This window comes from Pseudoalteromonas apostichopi, from assembly GCF_030297135.1.
GTDB classification, from domain to species: domain Bacteria; phylum Pseudomonadota; class Gammaproteobacteria; order Enterobacterales; family Alteromonadaceae; genus Pseudoalteromonas; species Pseudoalteromonas apostichopi.
This window is the reverse complement of record NZ_AP028065.1, coordinates 2,390,075-2,405,803: the sequence shown is the minus strand read 5'-3', so window position 1 is coordinate 2,405,803 and position 15,729 is coordinate 2,390,075. Positions and strand designations below refer to the sequence as shown.

Annotated in this window: 13 protein-coding genes; 5 read left to right on the top strand and 8 right to left on the bottom strand. The window is 40.8% G+C overall.

What is annotated here, in order from left to right; translation table 11 throughout:
* Positions 1-36: 36 nt before the first annotated feature.
* Positions 37-738, top strand: a complete 702-nt coding sequence (locus QUE86_RS10855) for a type 2 periplasmic-binding domain-containing protein (RefSeq protein ID WP_233786787.1) — start codon at positions 37-39, stop codon at positions 736-738.
* Here the strand turns inward: QUE86_RS10855 and QUE86_RS10850 are convergent.
* The 4 genes from QUE86_RS10850 to zntR form a co-directional block, all read right to left on the bottom strand.
* Positions 735-980 carry a DUF1289 domain-containing protein gene (locus QUE86_RS10850; protein ID WP_130049657.1) on the bottom strand — a complete coding sequence of 82 codons (246 nt, stop codon included), beginning with the start codon at positions 978-980 and terminating at the stop codon, positions 735-737. The genes QUE86_RS10855 and QUE86_RS10850 overlap by 4 nt on opposite strands.
* A 99-nt stretch (positions 981-1,079) precedes the next feature.
* Complete coding sequence (locus tag QUE86_RS10845; protein WP_130049658.1) at positions 1,080-2,210, bottom strand: 1-acyl-sn-glycerol-3-phosphate acyltransferase; 1,131 nt, start codon at positions 2,208-2,210, stop codon at positions 1,080-1,082.
* Positions 2,211-2,364: 154 nt separating this feature from the next.
* Positions 2,365-3,645, bottom strand: a complete 1,281-nt coding sequence (locus QUE86_RS10840; protein ID WP_130049659.1) for an SO_0444 family Cu/Zn efflux transporter — start codon at positions 3,643-3,645, stop codon at positions 2,365-2,367.
* Positions 3,629-4,042, bottom strand: a complete 414-nt coding sequence (gene zntR, locus QUE86_RS10835; RefSeq protein WP_130052199.1) for a Zn(2+)-responsive transcriptional regulator — start codon at positions 4,040-4,042, stop codon at positions 3,629-3,631. Before zntR ends, QUE86_RS10840 begins: the two co-directional genes overlap by 17 nt.
* 94 nt (positions 4,043-4,136) lie before the next feature.
* On the opposite strand from zntR, the gene QUE86_RS10830 reads away from it, so the two are divergent.
* Complete coding sequence (locus QUE86_RS10830; RefSeq protein WP_130049660.1) at positions 4,137-5,081, top strand: D-2-hydroxyacid dehydrogenase; 945 nt, start codon at positions 4,137-4,139, stop codon at positions 5,079-5,081.
* A gap of 162 nt (positions 5,082-5,243) precedes the next feature.
* Entirely contained in the window at positions 5,244-5,624 is a 381-nt protein-coding gene (locus QUE86_RS10825) for a DUF3192 domain-containing protein (protein WP_130049661.1), read from the top strand.
* A 31-nt stretch (positions 5,625-5,655) separates the two neighbouring features.
* Here the strand turns inward: QUE86_RS10825 and QUE86_RS10820 are convergent, their stop codons facing one another.
* From QUE86_RS10820 to QUE86_RS10810, 3 genes are all read right to left on the bottom strand, one after another.
* Positions 5,656-6,579 carry a GGDEF domain-containing response regulator gene (locus QUE86_RS10820; RefSeq protein WP_286257166.1) on the bottom strand — a complete coding sequence of 308 codons (924 nt, stop codon included), beginning with the start codon at positions 6,577-6,579 and terminating at the stop codon, positions 5,656-5,658.
* Positions 6,548-9,976, bottom strand: a complete 3,429-nt coding sequence (locus QUE86_RS10815; RefSeq protein ID WP_286257164.1) for a response regulator — start codon at positions 9,974-9,976, stop codon at positions 6,548-6,550. Before QUE86_RS10815 ends, QUE86_RS10820 begins: the two co-directional genes overlap by 32 nt.
* A gap of 61 nt (positions 9,977-10,037) precedes the next feature.
* On the bottom strand, positions 10,038-11,435 hold the full coding sequence (locus QUE86_RS10810) for a PhoH family protein (protein WP_167658205.1): 1,398 nt from the start codon (positions 11,433-11,435) through the stop codon (positions 10,038-10,040).
* 299 nt (positions 11,436-11,734) lie between these two features.
* On the opposite strand from QUE86_RS10810, the gene rapA reads away from it, so the two are divergent.
* Positions 11,735-14,629: an RNA polymerase-associated protein RapA gene (gene rapA / locus QUE86_RS10805; RefSeq protein ID WP_178926602.1), complete on the top strand. Its 2,895-nt coding sequence runs from the start codon at positions 11,735-11,737 to the stop codon at positions 14,627-14,629.
* A 56-nt stretch (positions 14,630-14,685) separates the two neighbouring features.
* Here rapA and QUE86_RS10800 read toward each other — a convergent pair whose 3' ends face one another.
* Positions 14,686-14,916 (bottom strand): hypothetical protein, encoded by a 231-nt coding sequence (locus tag QUE86_RS10800; protein WP_286257160.1) that lies wholly within the window; start codon positions 14,914-14,916, stop codon positions 14,686-14,688.
* Positions 14,917-15,049: 133 nt separating this feature from the next.
* Between QUE86_RS10800 and rluA the strand changes: the two genes are divergently transcribed.
* Positions 15,050-15,703, top strand: a complete 654-nt coding sequence (gene rluA, locus QUE86_RS10795; protein WP_239977226.1) for a bifunctional tRNA pseudouridine(32) synthase/23S rRNA pseudouridine(746) synthase RluA — start codon at positions 15,050-15,052, stop codon at positions 15,701-15,703.
* Positions 15,704-15,729 lie beyond the last annotated feature (26 nt).

Sequence of the window (15,729 nt, the reverse complement as noted above, 5' to 3'; positions counted from 1 at the left end):
GATTAACGAGCAATTTATGTACGCAAGGAATGCACGTTGTCGAAGTATCTTAATTACGGATTTGCCTTATTTTTGCTGCTTTTTTGCTTCTTAAGTAACGCCAGCACAAACTTACTGATTTTTAATCGCCCTGCCGATACACCACAAGCTCGCTATGTTATTGATTTAATGAAAATGGCTTATAAGGAAATAGGTTATGAGGTCCATATTATCGATTTCAATCATCAAAATGCTTTAGTAGCCGCTAACCAAGGTGTGCTCGATGGACAGTTAGGTCGCATTGCTGATGTTAAGGATAATTATCCTAATTTATTGAAAGTCGATTATCCGCTTTTTGATTTTAATTTAGTGCTGCTGAAAAATTGCCAGCAATGTCAATACGAAGAGCTCAAGTCTTTAGCAATTCAATCAAGCTACCCAGCTGCACAGAGTTATATCGAACGTCACCCATTTAATGGTGATGTTATCAAAGTCAGAAATGTCACTGCTCAGCTTAATTTACTAACACAAAAACGTGTTGAAGGGACAATATTGCTAGACTTTTTACTGTCAACTAAGCACCCAAACTTTAATCAAACAGCCTTTCATAAACAAGTGTTAATGCCAATGCAGAGCTATCACTTTGTTCACAAACGCCATAAAGCAATAATTCCACAACTGACCATGGTACTCAAAAAGCTTGATGAAAACGGTACGGTGCACTTTCTAAAATCAAAATACCACCTCACTGAATTTTAAAAATCAAAACCACCTTGCTCAGGGTTTGTTTGCTGCTGTTGTGCTTGCTGTTTTTTCTGAAGGTAACGTTTGTAACGCTGTTGGCATAAGCTAATCACTTTACGCTTTTCCGCGTTAGTAAACTGATTCCAATAAAAACGCTCATCCCGACTGCGATAGCAGCCTTTACAATAGCCTCGGTTATTAACTTGGCATATCCCTTTGCAAGGGCTTGGAATTTCAAATATTTCAATTTGTTGCATCACAAATGCCGGTTAATAAAGAATATTAAAAGTATAGCCTGAAAATTAACCATAAAAAAAGCCACTTTAAAAAGTGGCCTCTTAAACTAACTGTATCGCTTACTCAGACTCGCTTGTAGCAAGTTCTGCTTTACGATGAAATGGTTTTGCATACATCGCTAATACCAAAGGTTTTAACTCTTCTGGCACTTTCGCCATGCGCTCATTAAAGGCAGCGGCATCTTCTTCATCAATTATAGCTTGCGTGCAACCACCCGCTATATAGTTACCTGGGTGTAAGAAAAACGAATCAACTATTTGCTGATCAATCGTTTTTGCAAGCTCCTCAGGCGATTCACAGCCCGACTCAATTGGCTCGCCAAACGCTAAATGTACATGTCCTTTGGCTGTACTAAAGCCTTCAACAATACTGGCAATGTCTTCACCCTGCTGTTTAACATACTGACCATGTTGCTGTTTATGATAAAGCTCTTTCGCTTTAGCAATCGCACATGGCTCGTATTGATAAGAGATAGACACAGGTACAATTTTTAGTTCGCGTACGTACTCAGCAAATTCTTTCTTCTGCTTACGACCTTGTAACTGCAACATTTTAAGTAAGGCTGGATCTGTTTGATCAAAACCGTCTTTTGCTCGACCTTCTTTTTGGGCTATCCAAATTGAATGACCCTCTGTTAATGAGTCATAAATATAAGCAGACAGCTGCGACAGCGCTTTTAGCATCTCTTTTGGTGCTTTCGCTGAACGCTTCACAATAAAGCTCTTATTTAAACGCATTAACTCAGTGATATAAGGGATTTGCAGTAAATTATCACCAATTGCGATGCGCACTGTCGGCATATTGTGCTTAAACAAGCCCCAATTCACTAATGCAGGATCAAGCACGATATCGCGATGATTCGAGATAAATAAATAGGCTTGTTTTGGATCTAGTTTATCTATGCCAGAAAACGTCACTTCTGAAGTCGTACGGGTAATTAATTTATTTAAATAATCAGCCACTTCATGCTGAACTTGCTCAACCGATGAGGTGTTACCCCATTTTTTACGCAGTTGGCTGCGTACCAATGGACGAGTAAGAAATGGGAAGTTCGATAAAAAGCGCGGTAGGTTATACTTAGCGATTACATCTACAAAGGCATTATCAGCAATCAAACGCGCTACTGAATCAGCTACTTCATCATCATTGTAAGGTCTTATGTCGGCGTATTTATCCACACTTTCACTCATTAAAAACTACTTAAGTTAAAAAACGGCACGCGATGCGTGCCGTTAAAAATAATTGGCGGATTATAACTCAGACAATTTTAAATGCGAACCGAGACGCGATAGTTAACCAACTTAAATCCCAATCAATGTAAAAAAATATTTTTATAACAAATAATTAAGTAATGCTCTTACCAGTTTGAGACGACTTTTTTAATACCATTTTGAGGACCAATCTAAGCATTAAAATCGCCAATACAATACCCGCTGCAAGACTTAACCAATGAGGTAAAACTTCATGCTCTTCGCCCATCATAGGCGCAACCACAAAACCATACTGCGCCACTAAATAATCGGTTAAAAAGCCAAATGCTAGCGCCGTTCCAATTACCCCTAATAGGTAGGCAAATACTGCTCGCTTGCCAAGCTCTTTTCCAACCACACCAAGCGTTGCAATATTAGTTGCTGGCCCAGCTAACATAAACACGAGCACCGCACCGGGGGACACACCACTGAGTAATAAGCCTGCCGCAATAGGTGTCGATGCAGTCGCACAGATGTACATAGGAATACTGATTAAAATGACCACCAGCATCGCAAGGATGCCATTACCCCACTGGCTTAAATAAGATTCTGGTACATAAGTTTGTACTAGAGCAGCAAAGAATAAACCGATCATTAACCAGATCATGGTGTCTTCAAGCAGCTTGTTACAACTAAAACTCACCGCGCGTTTCAGTTTGCTAAAACGACTTTCAACGGTTTTAGTTGAGTGCTCACTGCTACAACAGCTTTTCTGCGAAGGTGCTTCTTTTTCTGTTGAGCAACTGTGTTGCTGACCCTGTGTTGGTTGCAGTTCCTTGCTACTACAACAACTTGTTTTTTTAACAGGCTCAGGTTCTTTAAGCGTTTGCTTATTACAACAACTTTGCGCGGGCTTAACAGGTGCCTCTTTGCTGCAACAGCTTGATGCGGTCATAGGCTCTGGTTGTTTACTGCTACAACAAGAGTCTGTTTTAGTGCTTTCTTTATTTGGTATTGTGCTTTGCTGTTGATGAAGTTCACTGTCTTTACCTACTAAAACACCTGCCACAATCGCACTGCATACGGCTGCAATAGGGCGAATCACCGCCATAAATGGACCTAATAACACATAAGATACGGAGACCGAATCGACCCCAGTTTCAGGAGTTGATACCAAAAATGCTGTGGTGGCACTTTTTGACGCCCCCGCTCTTCTTAAACCAATTGCCGCAGGGATTACGCCACATGAACACAGTGGCATTGGGGCACCAATAAAGGCCGCTTTCACTGTGGTCCATAAGCCTTCTTTGCCTAAATGGCGATTAAGAAAGTTGGCAGGCAAATACACATTTAAAAGACCTGCGATGAATAAGCCTAGCATTAACCAAGGTGCTGAGAGTAAAAACAGGTGCCAAAAATTAATGAGTAAGTCCATCGATATCCTCCAGCGTCGTTAGTATCGAACAGTTTTCAGCAGGTTCTTCACCGCCACAACATTTATCTGCCAATAATGAAAGTGAGTCATAAAAGCGAGTAAGCTCTGCAATTCTTTGTGCAACGAGATCACGTTTTTGTAACGTCATCTCTTTAACTTCATGGCAAGAGTGCTGATCTTTATGAAATTTAATCTGAAGTAGCTCTTTAATCTCAGCCAAACTAAAGCCAACATTCTTTGCTCTGAGAATAAAAGCCATTTGCTTATAATCATCCTCAGAGTAAAAACGATATCCTACGTCTGAACGCGAACTTGGCGTTAACAAACCATGCTTTTCGTAGTACCTTAGCGTATCTGTTGAGACACCCAACTGACGGGCAAACTCACCTATTTTCATCACCGTCTCCATTGTGAAGCGTTTATTTATTATGCTCACTATAAACCTTGGAGTACACCCCAAGGTCAAGCAATAAATTAAAAAAGGAAAGCACATGAATATTACTGTCCTTGATGCAGCGACATTAGCCAACACTTCGTTAGATGCCTTAGCGCAATTAGGTAAATTAACCTGTTATGACTTAACCAACCAAGAACAAGTTGTTGAGCGCAGCCAAGATGCAGATGTAGTTATCAGTAATAAAGTGGTGATTGATCAGCACGCCATGGCTAAGCTGACTAATTTAAAACTCATTTGCGTTGCAGCCACAGGTACTAACAACATTGACTTAGAGGCGGCTAAGAAGCATAACATTGCAGTGACAAATGTAGCGGGCTATTCAACACCAAGTGTGGTACAACATACCTTTACTCTAATCACTAATTTATTGGGTAATACTCACAGATACATTAATGATTGTCAGCAAGGCTTATGGCAAAAAAGCCCGATGTTTTGTCGCCTAGATTACAGCTTTAATGAAATTGCCAGCAAAACATTGGCAATTGTTGGTTATGGGTCACTGGGTAAAGCCGTTGCCGACGTAGCACGAGTCTTTGGTGCCAAAGTCATCATCAGTGAGCGTAAAGGCCAAGCACCTCGTGAAGGTCGCGTCAGTTTTAATGACGCCCTAAAAACAGCGGATATTATTAGTGTTCACTGCCCGCTAACTGATGAAACTCGCAACCAAATAGCCGCGGAAGAGTTAAGAATGATGAAACCGTCAGCCATCATTATTAATACCGCCCGTGGTGGTATCATCAATGAAGCTGATTTAGCAGATGCATTGGCTAATAATATCATTGCTGGAGCTGGTGTTGATGTACTCAGCAAAGAACCCGCAGAGCAATCAAACCCGCTAGCACTCTACAAAGGGTCAAACCTATTGCTCACGCCTCACATCGCATGGGCAAGCCAAGAGTCTATTGTTCGCTTAGTTAACGAAATAGCTTTAAATATTCAAGCATTTAATCAGGGCGAGATGCGTAACAGGTTGGTCTAAAAGGCAATATATTAGTCAATAGAGCTAAGTAGTTAGTGATTTTTTACTTAGCCCCATTGCGCAAAATAACATTAACCCAATGATTTTATTAAAAATAAAATTTTTGGCAAGCAGTTTGCTATCAAGGTTTAACTATAAAACAATTTCTTAGGGATAAAAAACATGAAAAAAGCACTTCTAATTGCCGCTCTAACTGCACCATTTTTAACTGGCTGTGTCATCGCTGTTTCTGACGGTGAAGCCGACACTCATTGGGCTGGTAGTTCTTCTAGCTGGGAAAAACAGCATAAAAGTAACCGTGAAGTGATTTCTAATCTCGCATTAGATACAAGCTACCAAACCGTATTAAACAAACTGAATACACCTAACTTTACCGAGTTGTTAAAGCAGGGTGATGATGTTTATCAGGTATTATTCTATGTAACACATAGCATTCATTCTGATGGCAAGATGACTAAAGACGAGTGTACGCCACTCGTATTTAAAAATGATAAGTTAATTGGTGTGGGTGATACAATTTATAAATCGCTAAGTAACGGCTAATTAGCAAGCTAAAGTTAAGAGTAGGCTTTGCCTACTCTGATTCATTTACAGCGATCATTCTCGATACAATTTGATCTCGCCCGGCATCTTTAGCCTGATAAAGACCTAAATCAGCTTCTTCAAGTAAGGTTTGTTCTGCATAAACCTGACCATTTTCTGTGGTCGCAATACCAATACTAATTGTGACATGGTCAGCATTTAGCGACGCTTTGTGTAGAATGTTTAACTCATTCACCGCATTGCGCAGTTTATTTGCAAACGACATAGCTTCTTTCGCTGAAGTATTGGGTAACACCGCAGCAAACTCTTCACCACCATAACGAGCAACAAAGTCACTGCCTCGCTCACAAGCCCCAACTAAGGCATGAGCAATTTTTTTTAAGCAGTCATCACCTGCACGGTGGCCATAGCAATCGTTGTAACGTTTAAAATGATCGACATCCATTAGTAACACTGATAACGGAGTTTGATCTCGACGACACCGGCGCCACTCTCGCGCTAAGTTTTCATCCAAATAACGTCTATTTGGGATCTCAGTTAAGCCATCAATTGAGGCGAGCATTTCGAGTAAGTCATTTTTTTGTTTGATCAGCAGCTGATTGCGTACACGGGCACGAACGATTGCAGCACTAAATGGTTTCGTGATGTAATCCATCGCGCCTAATTCAAGGCCCTTAGCTTCGTCATCATGGCTGGTATTTGCAGAAATGAATATAACAGGCAGCATACTGGTGGCAGCGTTTTCTTTTAACTTAGTTAGCACTTCATAACCGTCAATGCCTGGCATCACAATATCCAAGATCAATAAATCAACAGTCTGCGTTTTTAAAAACGTCAGTGCTTTTTCGCCACTCTCTACACAAAAAACATCATAGTCTTGCTGTAATGTTTTCTCTAATACCAAGCGATTTAACGGATCGTCATCAACAATCAGTACCTTGGCTCTTTTCAACATCAGTAGATCCTTGTTCAATGATAAATGCAATGACCTGTTTTATTTGCCATTGCAATTCATCATTTAATTGCTCGGGCAATTCGCCATCTGCTTTAAGCCTAGCTTCACATTGTTGTGCGCACGCTGACAATCGCTTAAAACCAAGATTGCCAGCTGATCCTTTAACATTATGAACTACACGAACCAACTCATTGGTAGTTTTTAATGTAGAGATTTGTAATAGCTGCTCAGCTGCCATAGTCGCAAACTTCGACAACATAGTTAATACTAACTTAGTATTATTTGCAAACTGAGACATTATAAAAGCTTGATCAAAAAAGACTTCTTTTGGCCTATCCAACTCACTCATTGCTAAAAATAATTTACTGGCAACAATAGGTTTAGTGAGATGCTTATTCATACCGGCCGAAATAGAATGCTCAATATCTTCGCTTTCACTGTGTGCAGTGAGTGCATATATCGGCATTTGCTCTTTAGTGAAAGACTGACGAATAATACGCGTTGCCTGACAACCATCCATTTCTGGCATCTGAATATCCATAAAAATGAGATCAGGTCTGAGGCTATTTGCCAGCTCAATGCCTTTTTCACCACTGTGTGCACACACAACAGTGACATCAATTTGCTCTAAAATGCTTTTAATAATGCTTAAATTTAGTGGATTATCATCCACAGCAAGTACTAAAAGTCCAGATAGATCAGTACTAGAAGGCAATGAAACCAGCTCTTTTTTCACAGGCTCTACGGCTTTATCGAGCTGCAAGCAAAAGCAAAATTCACTGCCTTTGCCTTTTTCACTTTCAAGCTTAATTTCGCCTCCCATCAATGCAACTTCGTATTTAACAATCGCTAAACCTAAACCAACCCCCTGATGAGAGCGCGTTAATGATTCATCGCCTTGGGTAAATGCATCAAATAAGCGGCTTTGATCGGCCTTACTAATACCAATACCGGTGTCTTTGACTGTAAAACAAATAAGTTGCTGCTCAGCAGATTCCTCCACCAGCATTAAGTTTAATGTCACTGTGCCTTGCTCGGTGAATTTTGCTGCGTTAGTGAGTAGGTTAGCTAATACTTGCTGCAAGCAAATTTGATCACCAACCAAGTTATCACTAATACTTTGGTCACATTTGACTTTAAACTCGATATTTTTATTCGCACATAAGGGAGCTGTGATCCCCTGACAGTAATCGATTAAATCAGGCACACTAAAAGGGGCTTTATTAAGTTGTACTTGCGAGCTTTCAGCGCAGGCAAAATCTAGCATACGATTTAATAAGGTAAGCAAGCTATTGGCTGCAGATTTTGCTTGCTCGGCATGGTTACGCTGCGGCTGTGTTAACCCTTGCAGTGCAATCACATCAATTAAGCCTAGTACAGCATTAAGTGGTGTGCGTATTTCATGACTTAGGTTAGCTATAAAACGGCTTTTAGCTAATGTTGCTCGCTCTGCATCATCTTTTGCTTGCACTAAATCCGTCACATCCTGTACATGAACAACATAGTAATCGGGTGTTTGCTCAGCATTCCAAACTAATGACACGCTAATTTGTAACCACCGCTGTTGCTCTTGCTGCTCAAGACTAAAGTGATAAACTTTTTTCTTCTCATGCAGTAACTCTGTCAAGGTATCCTTTAGCGTCTGATAAGATGGCTCTGCAAATAAGTCTATTAATTTGAGGTCATTGGCGTTTTCAATTGCAAAGATTCTACGTGCTGCTTTATTTGCTTGCAGCACCTGATCTTCAAGCGAAACCAACAACACTCCATTAGCAGCATATTCCATAGCACTGCGTAATTTAGCTTCAGAGCTTTGTAATGCATTAAGCGCATTATGCTGCTCGGTAATATCACGACCAATCGCCATAGTGCCAAGAAATTGCTGATGCTCGTTGTAAAATGGCACAATGCTAAACAAATAACTGTTATCTTCGGTGGTCAATCTTTTTTGATAAGCTTGGCGGTCTTTGAGTACTTGCTTTTCAAGCTCATTTAACTCGCCGTTATCATCACTAATATCACATAGTTGCTGGCCCACTAACTTCTCTTGTGGCAAGCCTATATAGCGCTCATACGCCTTATTACAGCCTAAAAACGAGCCATCGATATTCTTAAAGTAAATAAGATCCGGCACGTTATTTAGCATAGTATTTAATAACGCTAAGTGACGCTCTTTCGCATCAATACTACGGCGCAATTGCTTTGACTTTACCTGTACTTGGGAATCAAGCGCTTTATTTGCCTCTTGTAAAGATTGAACGAGCTCCTCATTACGACTAAACACCTTTTTCACACGGCTGAACCAAGGCTGCCAATCAACAGGAATCCGATAATGAACTAACGCTTGTTTGCCTTCATCATGCTGCTCAAGGTAATTCATTAAGTGCGTCATCGGTTTTACAAAAATGCGCTGACTCAACCAAAAAACAGCGCTGAACATCATCACTAAAAAAACACTCAAAAATGCGAACTCTAAAAAGATGTCATAGCCAACTGGTTCACTAAGAGCTTGCTGTGATTCATAGAAACGAGTGTAAATAGGTAAGTTGGTCGCTTCTTGTACTAAATGACTATCGTTATTTTTGCGCATATCTACCGCGACATGCGGCCAATGTTCGCTGGCACTAATGGTCGTATTAAGCGTTGCCTTTGAGCTGGCAATAACTTGGTTATCTTGATTGATAAAAATATACTCACCATAGTTAGGCGCTATTTTTTTTAACCAATTAGAAATTGCTTCAAGATCATAAATCAACACAATGTAATCGCGACTATTAGCAGCTCTTTGCTTGCCAATTGCAAAATAGGCATGACCATTAATGGTCAACACAGAGCTAGAGGCAAGATTATTGCTATTTATTAATAAAGGTCGAAATTTGTTATCTAACACACTGGTCAGAAATTCACTTTTTGTTATGCTACGGCGCTTGATGTAAACAAAACCTTGCTCATTAACATAAGCAACACCTTCTAAAGATTGAATAAGTGACAGCGTAGTATTAAACGAGGGACCAAGCGCAATAACTCGTCGCCATTGATTAATTGCATAAGCCGTTGAGGCAAACTTTCCTTGCCCGACTATCTCCCCCACTCCATCGCCCACACTTTGATAGTAATAGTGATCATATTGATTCACATTACGTGTCCAACTAGGATCAAAATCATAAGAAAGTGGCTGTTCATAAAGCTTGAACATGGTGTCTATGAGGCCATCCGCGGCATTCATCGCATGGGAAAGCTGAGCAGTAATATTATTAAATCCGTTTTGCCTGCTTTCTATCACTCGCTCAAGTTTTAAGTTATACAGGTGTAAACACAAAAAAAACGCCACCAGCAGCGGCACAATAAGTGCCACTGCCAAAGAGCGATAATAATGCTTTAATGGTAAAAAATTCACTGGCTTATATGTACCTTACCTCGTTACAGCTAGGTTAACGAGGCATAAGTATACTGGCAAGCTATAAATTTTCTTCAGCAAAGCTGGCTAACCTGCTACGTACTACACCATTTAAGTTAACAGTAGCACTGCCCTCAAAATCTTTAAAACGTTCAACAATATAAGTTAAGCCAGAGGTCACTGGGGTCAAGTAGTTACTATCGATTTGCGCAAGGTTACCTGAGCAAATTAGCTTAGTGCCTTCGCCACAGCGAGTGATAATAGTTTTCAACTGCGACGCAGTTAAGTTTTGACTCTCATCCAAAATAACAACGGCATTTTGAATGCTGCGACCACGCATAAAGTTTACTGATTTAAACTGTACGTTGGCTTTTTCCATAATGTAATTGCGACTCGAAATTGGGTTTTCATCGCCTTTATGTAGTACCTCTAAGGTATCGGTGATCGCAGCCAACCAAGGCGCCATTTTCTCTTCTTCCGTGCCTGGTAAAAAGCCGATTGATTCAGCAATTTCAGGAGTATTACGGGTAACAATAACTTTATCGTAAATGCCTTTTTCTATAATCATTTCAAGGGCGCTGGCAAGCGCGAGTAAGGTTTTACCACAACCAGCGGGGCCGGTTAAGATCACTAGTTCAATACTTGGGTCAAGCAGTGCATCAAGTGCCATTCCTTGATACACATTCTTTGGTTTAACGCCCCAAGCAGTATGACTCATCAAACGTTCAACACTGATATCTTTTAAAGTAATTTGTTTATCATCGTAGCTTGTTACTCGAGCCGCAAAGTGGTCGCTTTCATCTAAAATATATTCATTACAGAACACATCGCTAATCGTGCTTTTTGCCACATGATGATAGGTATCTCGGCCTTGTTGTTCTGTTTCGCACTCACCAACATGTTGCCAAAAGTCGCCTTCAATTTTTTTATAGCCACTAGTAAGCAACGCTATGTCATCAATTAATTGGTCAGTTCTGTAATCTTCAACAAATTTAAGCCCGGCCCCTTTCGCTTTGAGGCGCATATTGATGTCTTTAGTTACAAGCACCACTTTGCTGTCGCTATGTTGCTTTTGTAAATGCACAGCACAATTGATAATTCGGTGGTCATTTTCGTTGCCTGGTAAACCTGAAATACTGTCTGCAAATAAATGGTCATTAACGATAATTAAGCGGCCACGAGAATCTGTTTTAGCCTTTTTGTTACTAGGGAGCGCGACACCCTGCAACATTTGCTCTGGCGAAGCGTCCTTTAGCACTTCATCTAAACCACGAATAGCAACACGGGCGTCACGGCTAACGTCATGTTTTCTATCTTTAATGTGGTCGAGCTCTTCTAATACTGTCATGGGGATAACAACATCGTGTTCTTGGAAAGATAAATAAGCGAGGGGTTCGTGGAGTAACACATTGGTATCAAGCACATACATTTTACTATCAAGGTTCGAAGCTTTTTCCATAGCACTTTCCTTACGTTTTATGATTTTTATGCTATACCCAATAAACTAAACAAGCGGCGGATGAAGCTATGGTTTATTCGTCAGGTATATACTCAGTTTAGTCTATTTACGACAAAAGTCCTTTTTATGACAAACAAATATATAATTATTTAACCGGTTAGAATACATACAATTTTTACCTTTAATAATGACTTAAAAAGGTTGACTAAATTTAATTGTGTGCGGCGAGTTTACTGCCTTGAAGTAGCATGGCGTTACAGGTAACATAGCCGCCTTTTTTCTTCATAGACGAGACATACATGAATTTTTCCTTAGGTCAGCGTTGGATCAGTGATACTGAGTCAGATTTAGGATTAGGCACCGTAGTTGCCCTTGAAGGCCGCCAGGTCAGCATTTTATTTCCAGCCAGTGGAGAAAACAGAGTTTATTCTTTAACAGAAGCACCTGTTACTCGTGTCGCATTTAATCCAGGTGATGTTATTCGCAGCGTTGAAGAGTGGGAATTAGAAGTTGAGTCAGTTGAAGAGCAAGGCGAGTTACTATGCTATCATGGCACACGCGTTGATAACGGTGAAAAAGCACAGTTAAAAGAAACTTTTTTAGATCACTTTATCAAATTCAATAAACCACAAGACCGTTTATTTGCAGGTCAAGTGGACCGCTTTGACCGCTACACTCTACGTTACCAAACTTGGCAGCATCAGTTTGAGCGCCAACAATCACCTTTAAAAGGTTTAATTGGTCAGCGAGCAAACCTTATTCCGCATCAGCTTTATATCGCACAAGAAGTCGGTAAACGTTTTGCGCCACGCGTATTACTTTCTGATGAAGTGGGTTTAGGTAAAACCATTGAAGCAGGTATGATTTTACATCAACAAATCATCAGTGGCCGCGCTAGTCGCGTACTGATTGTTGTGCCTGAAAATTTACAACATCAGTGGTTAGTAGAAATGCTACGCCGCTTTAACTTACATTTTTCTATTTTTGATGAAGAGCGTTGCGATGAAGCCTTTGCTGACTCACCAAACGTATTTGAAACAGAACAGTTAGTACTTACTAGCCTTGAATTTTTAAGTAAGAAAAAACGCTGGTTTGAGCAAGCAACTCTGGCTGATTGGGATTTACTGGTTGTTGATGAAGCACACCATTTAAGTATCAATAATGGTAAACCAAGCACTGAATACCAACGTATAGCGGAGTTAAGCCAAGACATTCCAGGCCTTATCTTATTAACTGCAACGCCGGATCAACTAGGCCATCGCAGCCACTTCGCACGCCTGCAATTACTCGACCCAGATCGTTTCTACGACTACGATGCGTTTGTTGAAGAAGAAAGTAACTACAAAGAGGTTGCCGAAGCAGCCAACCAATTACTCGGTGAAAAAGGCCTTGATGATGCGTCTCGTGCAACATTAAAAGAGCTATTAAAAGAAACCGATATCACTGATCTTTTAGCCGAAGCAGAGAAAGGTGATGAAACGGCGCGCAACGAAATTTTATCAATGTTGTTAGACCGCCATGGTACGGGTCGCATTTTATTTAGAAATAGCCGTAGTGGTATTGATGGGTACCCAAGCCGTAAGCTTCATGCTTACCCAATGGCAATGCCAAAACAATATAAAACGGCAATGTCAGTACTGGGTAATATGGGCGGCATTCAAAATGCTGAGCTAACAGCCCTTCGCGCTTTATTTCCTGAAAAGATCTTCCAAGAGTTTGAAGGTGAAAATGCTAGCTGGGGCGCATTTGACCCACGTGTTGATTGGTTAATCGAAACGTTAAAAACCCTTAAACACGAAAAAGTACTGCTTATCTGTGCTAAAGCCGAAACCGCACTTAGCCTAGAACAGATTCTACGTGAGCGTGAAGCGATTAAAGCCTCTGTTTTCCACGAAGGTATGTCGATTGTTGAACGTGACCGTGCAGCCGCTTACTTTGCCGACGAGTACGACAGCGCACAAATTCTACTTTGCTCTGAAATTGGCTCTGAAGGTCGTAACTTCCAATTCTCGCATCACTTAGTATTGTTTGATTTACCGCTCAACCCTGACTTACTTGAGCAACGCATTGGTCGTCTTGACCGTATTGGTCAAACTCAAGACGTAAACATTCATGTACCGTATTTTGAAAACACCGCACAAGAAGTGTTACTTCGTTGGTACAACGAAGGCCTAGATGCGTTTGAAACGACATCGACAACAGGGCAAATGCTGTATAAAGAGTATGGCGAAGAACTACTTGAGTTTATTGGTGCACACAATTGCGATGAAGAAGAGCTAGACCCACTGCTAGAACAAGTTGCTGGTCAAAATGCCAAGCTTCGTAAGCAAATGGAAAGTGGTCGTGACCGCTTACTAGAGCTGCATTCAAGTGGCCAAGGCCGAGCAGAAAGTCTTGTTGCAGATATCGAAGAGTTAGACGATCAATTTACACTACCAAGTTACATGATCAATGTGTTCGATACTTTTGGTGTAAGCCAAGAAGATAAAGGTGAAAATACCATTATCTTAAAGCCAACTGAGCACATGCTAAATCCGTCTTTCCCATGTTTAAAAGATGATGGCATCACAGTAACGTTTGATCGCAGCACCTCGCTTTCGCAAGAAGACGCCCATTTCATCAGCTGGGACCACCCTATGGTGCAAGGCAGCTTAGACATGATTTGTGATGATGACTTTGGTACTGCCTCTGTAGCGTTACTGAAAAACAAAAAGCTACCTGCTGGTACCTTCTTTGTTGAGCTCATTTTCATTGCTGAGGCGATGGCGCCTAAAGCACTTCAGGTTGGCCGCTTCTTACCACCAACGCCTATTCGTATCTTATTAGATAAGGGCAGTAACAATCTGGCTGATAATGTTGCTTTTGATGCTTTCAATCAGCAGTTGTCTGCGGTTGGTCGCCAAACTGCAAGTAAATTAGCCAGCGCGCTACAAAGTGCCATTCACCCAATGATCACCAGCGCACAAGGCATGGCTCAAACCAAGCTAGAAGCATTGCGTGCTGAATCACTAGAGAAAATGCAAACTGCCCTTGGTGAAGAGCAAGCTCGTTTAACTGCTCTTAAACAGATCAACCCGAATATTCGTGATGAAGAGCTTAGCTTCTTTGATAAACAGCGTAGCGAACTCACGACTTACATCGAAAAAGCCCAAGTTAAACTGGATGCAATTCGTTTAATTGTCGTTTCACACTAACGTTAAATAGCTAAACTCAAAACTACAAACGCGATGTGCTTTCACATCGCGTTTTTTTATACAAAAAACACCACAAGGGTAATAATTACGGCCACTGCCGCTAGCTTACAAAATAACTTAGCTAAGCTTTTATTTCTTTGTATTAAATCGTCTTTGTAAGCTTGCTTCAAATATACTGCTTGTAGGTCTGAAAAGCCTTTACAATGCGGACACTCTGGCTCACGGTCATTTACTTCTAAGCCACAACGTATACAAGGCTTACAGCGAATTAAACCAAGGCGAAACATTCATTTGTCCTTTTCTTTAAACTCCATACCTTAATTTACTGTATCTTAGCTACTACTCAAAAACCAGCACTGGCATTGTGTATGCGCTCATACTCCTTTAAAATAGCGCCCTTGCATATCATCGAGGCTGGCTGTGTTACTCAATTATAATCCCCCAATGACACCTTATTTAAGTATTGTTTATCAAGATGATGACTTACTTATTGTGAATAAACCAAGTGGTTTACTTACTGTGCCGGGAAAAGACCCAAAACACGCTGACTGCCTTATTGCTCGCATTAATCGCGTTTTTCCAACGGCGAAAATTGTTCACCGCCTTGATATGGCTACCTCTGGCATTATTTGTTTAGCTATGCACAAAGAAGCGCATCGTAATTTAAGCATTCAGTTTCAAGATAGAAAAACCGCGAAACGCTACATTGCTCGTGTATTTGGTAAGCTTGAGCAAGAAACTGGATCGGTAGATTTACCACTTATTTGTGATTGGCCGAACCGACCAAAGCAAATGGTTGATCACGACAATGGCAAACCGTCATTAACCCATTTTAAAGTGCTTAAATATGAAGGTAATGCAACTCGTGTTGAGCTGACCCCAATTACAGGGCGTTCTCACCAACTGCGTGTACACATGCTGTCTTTAGGTCACCCTATTTTAGGCGATAAGTTGTATGCTCACCCCGAGGCATTCGCCATGGCTCCTCGCTTACAACTGCATGCCGAAATGCTAACCTTAGCTCACCCAGCCAGCGGTGAAACACTGATTTTTGAAGCTGCTCCTGAGTTTTAAGACAATTCGCTAAATATTTAATAAAC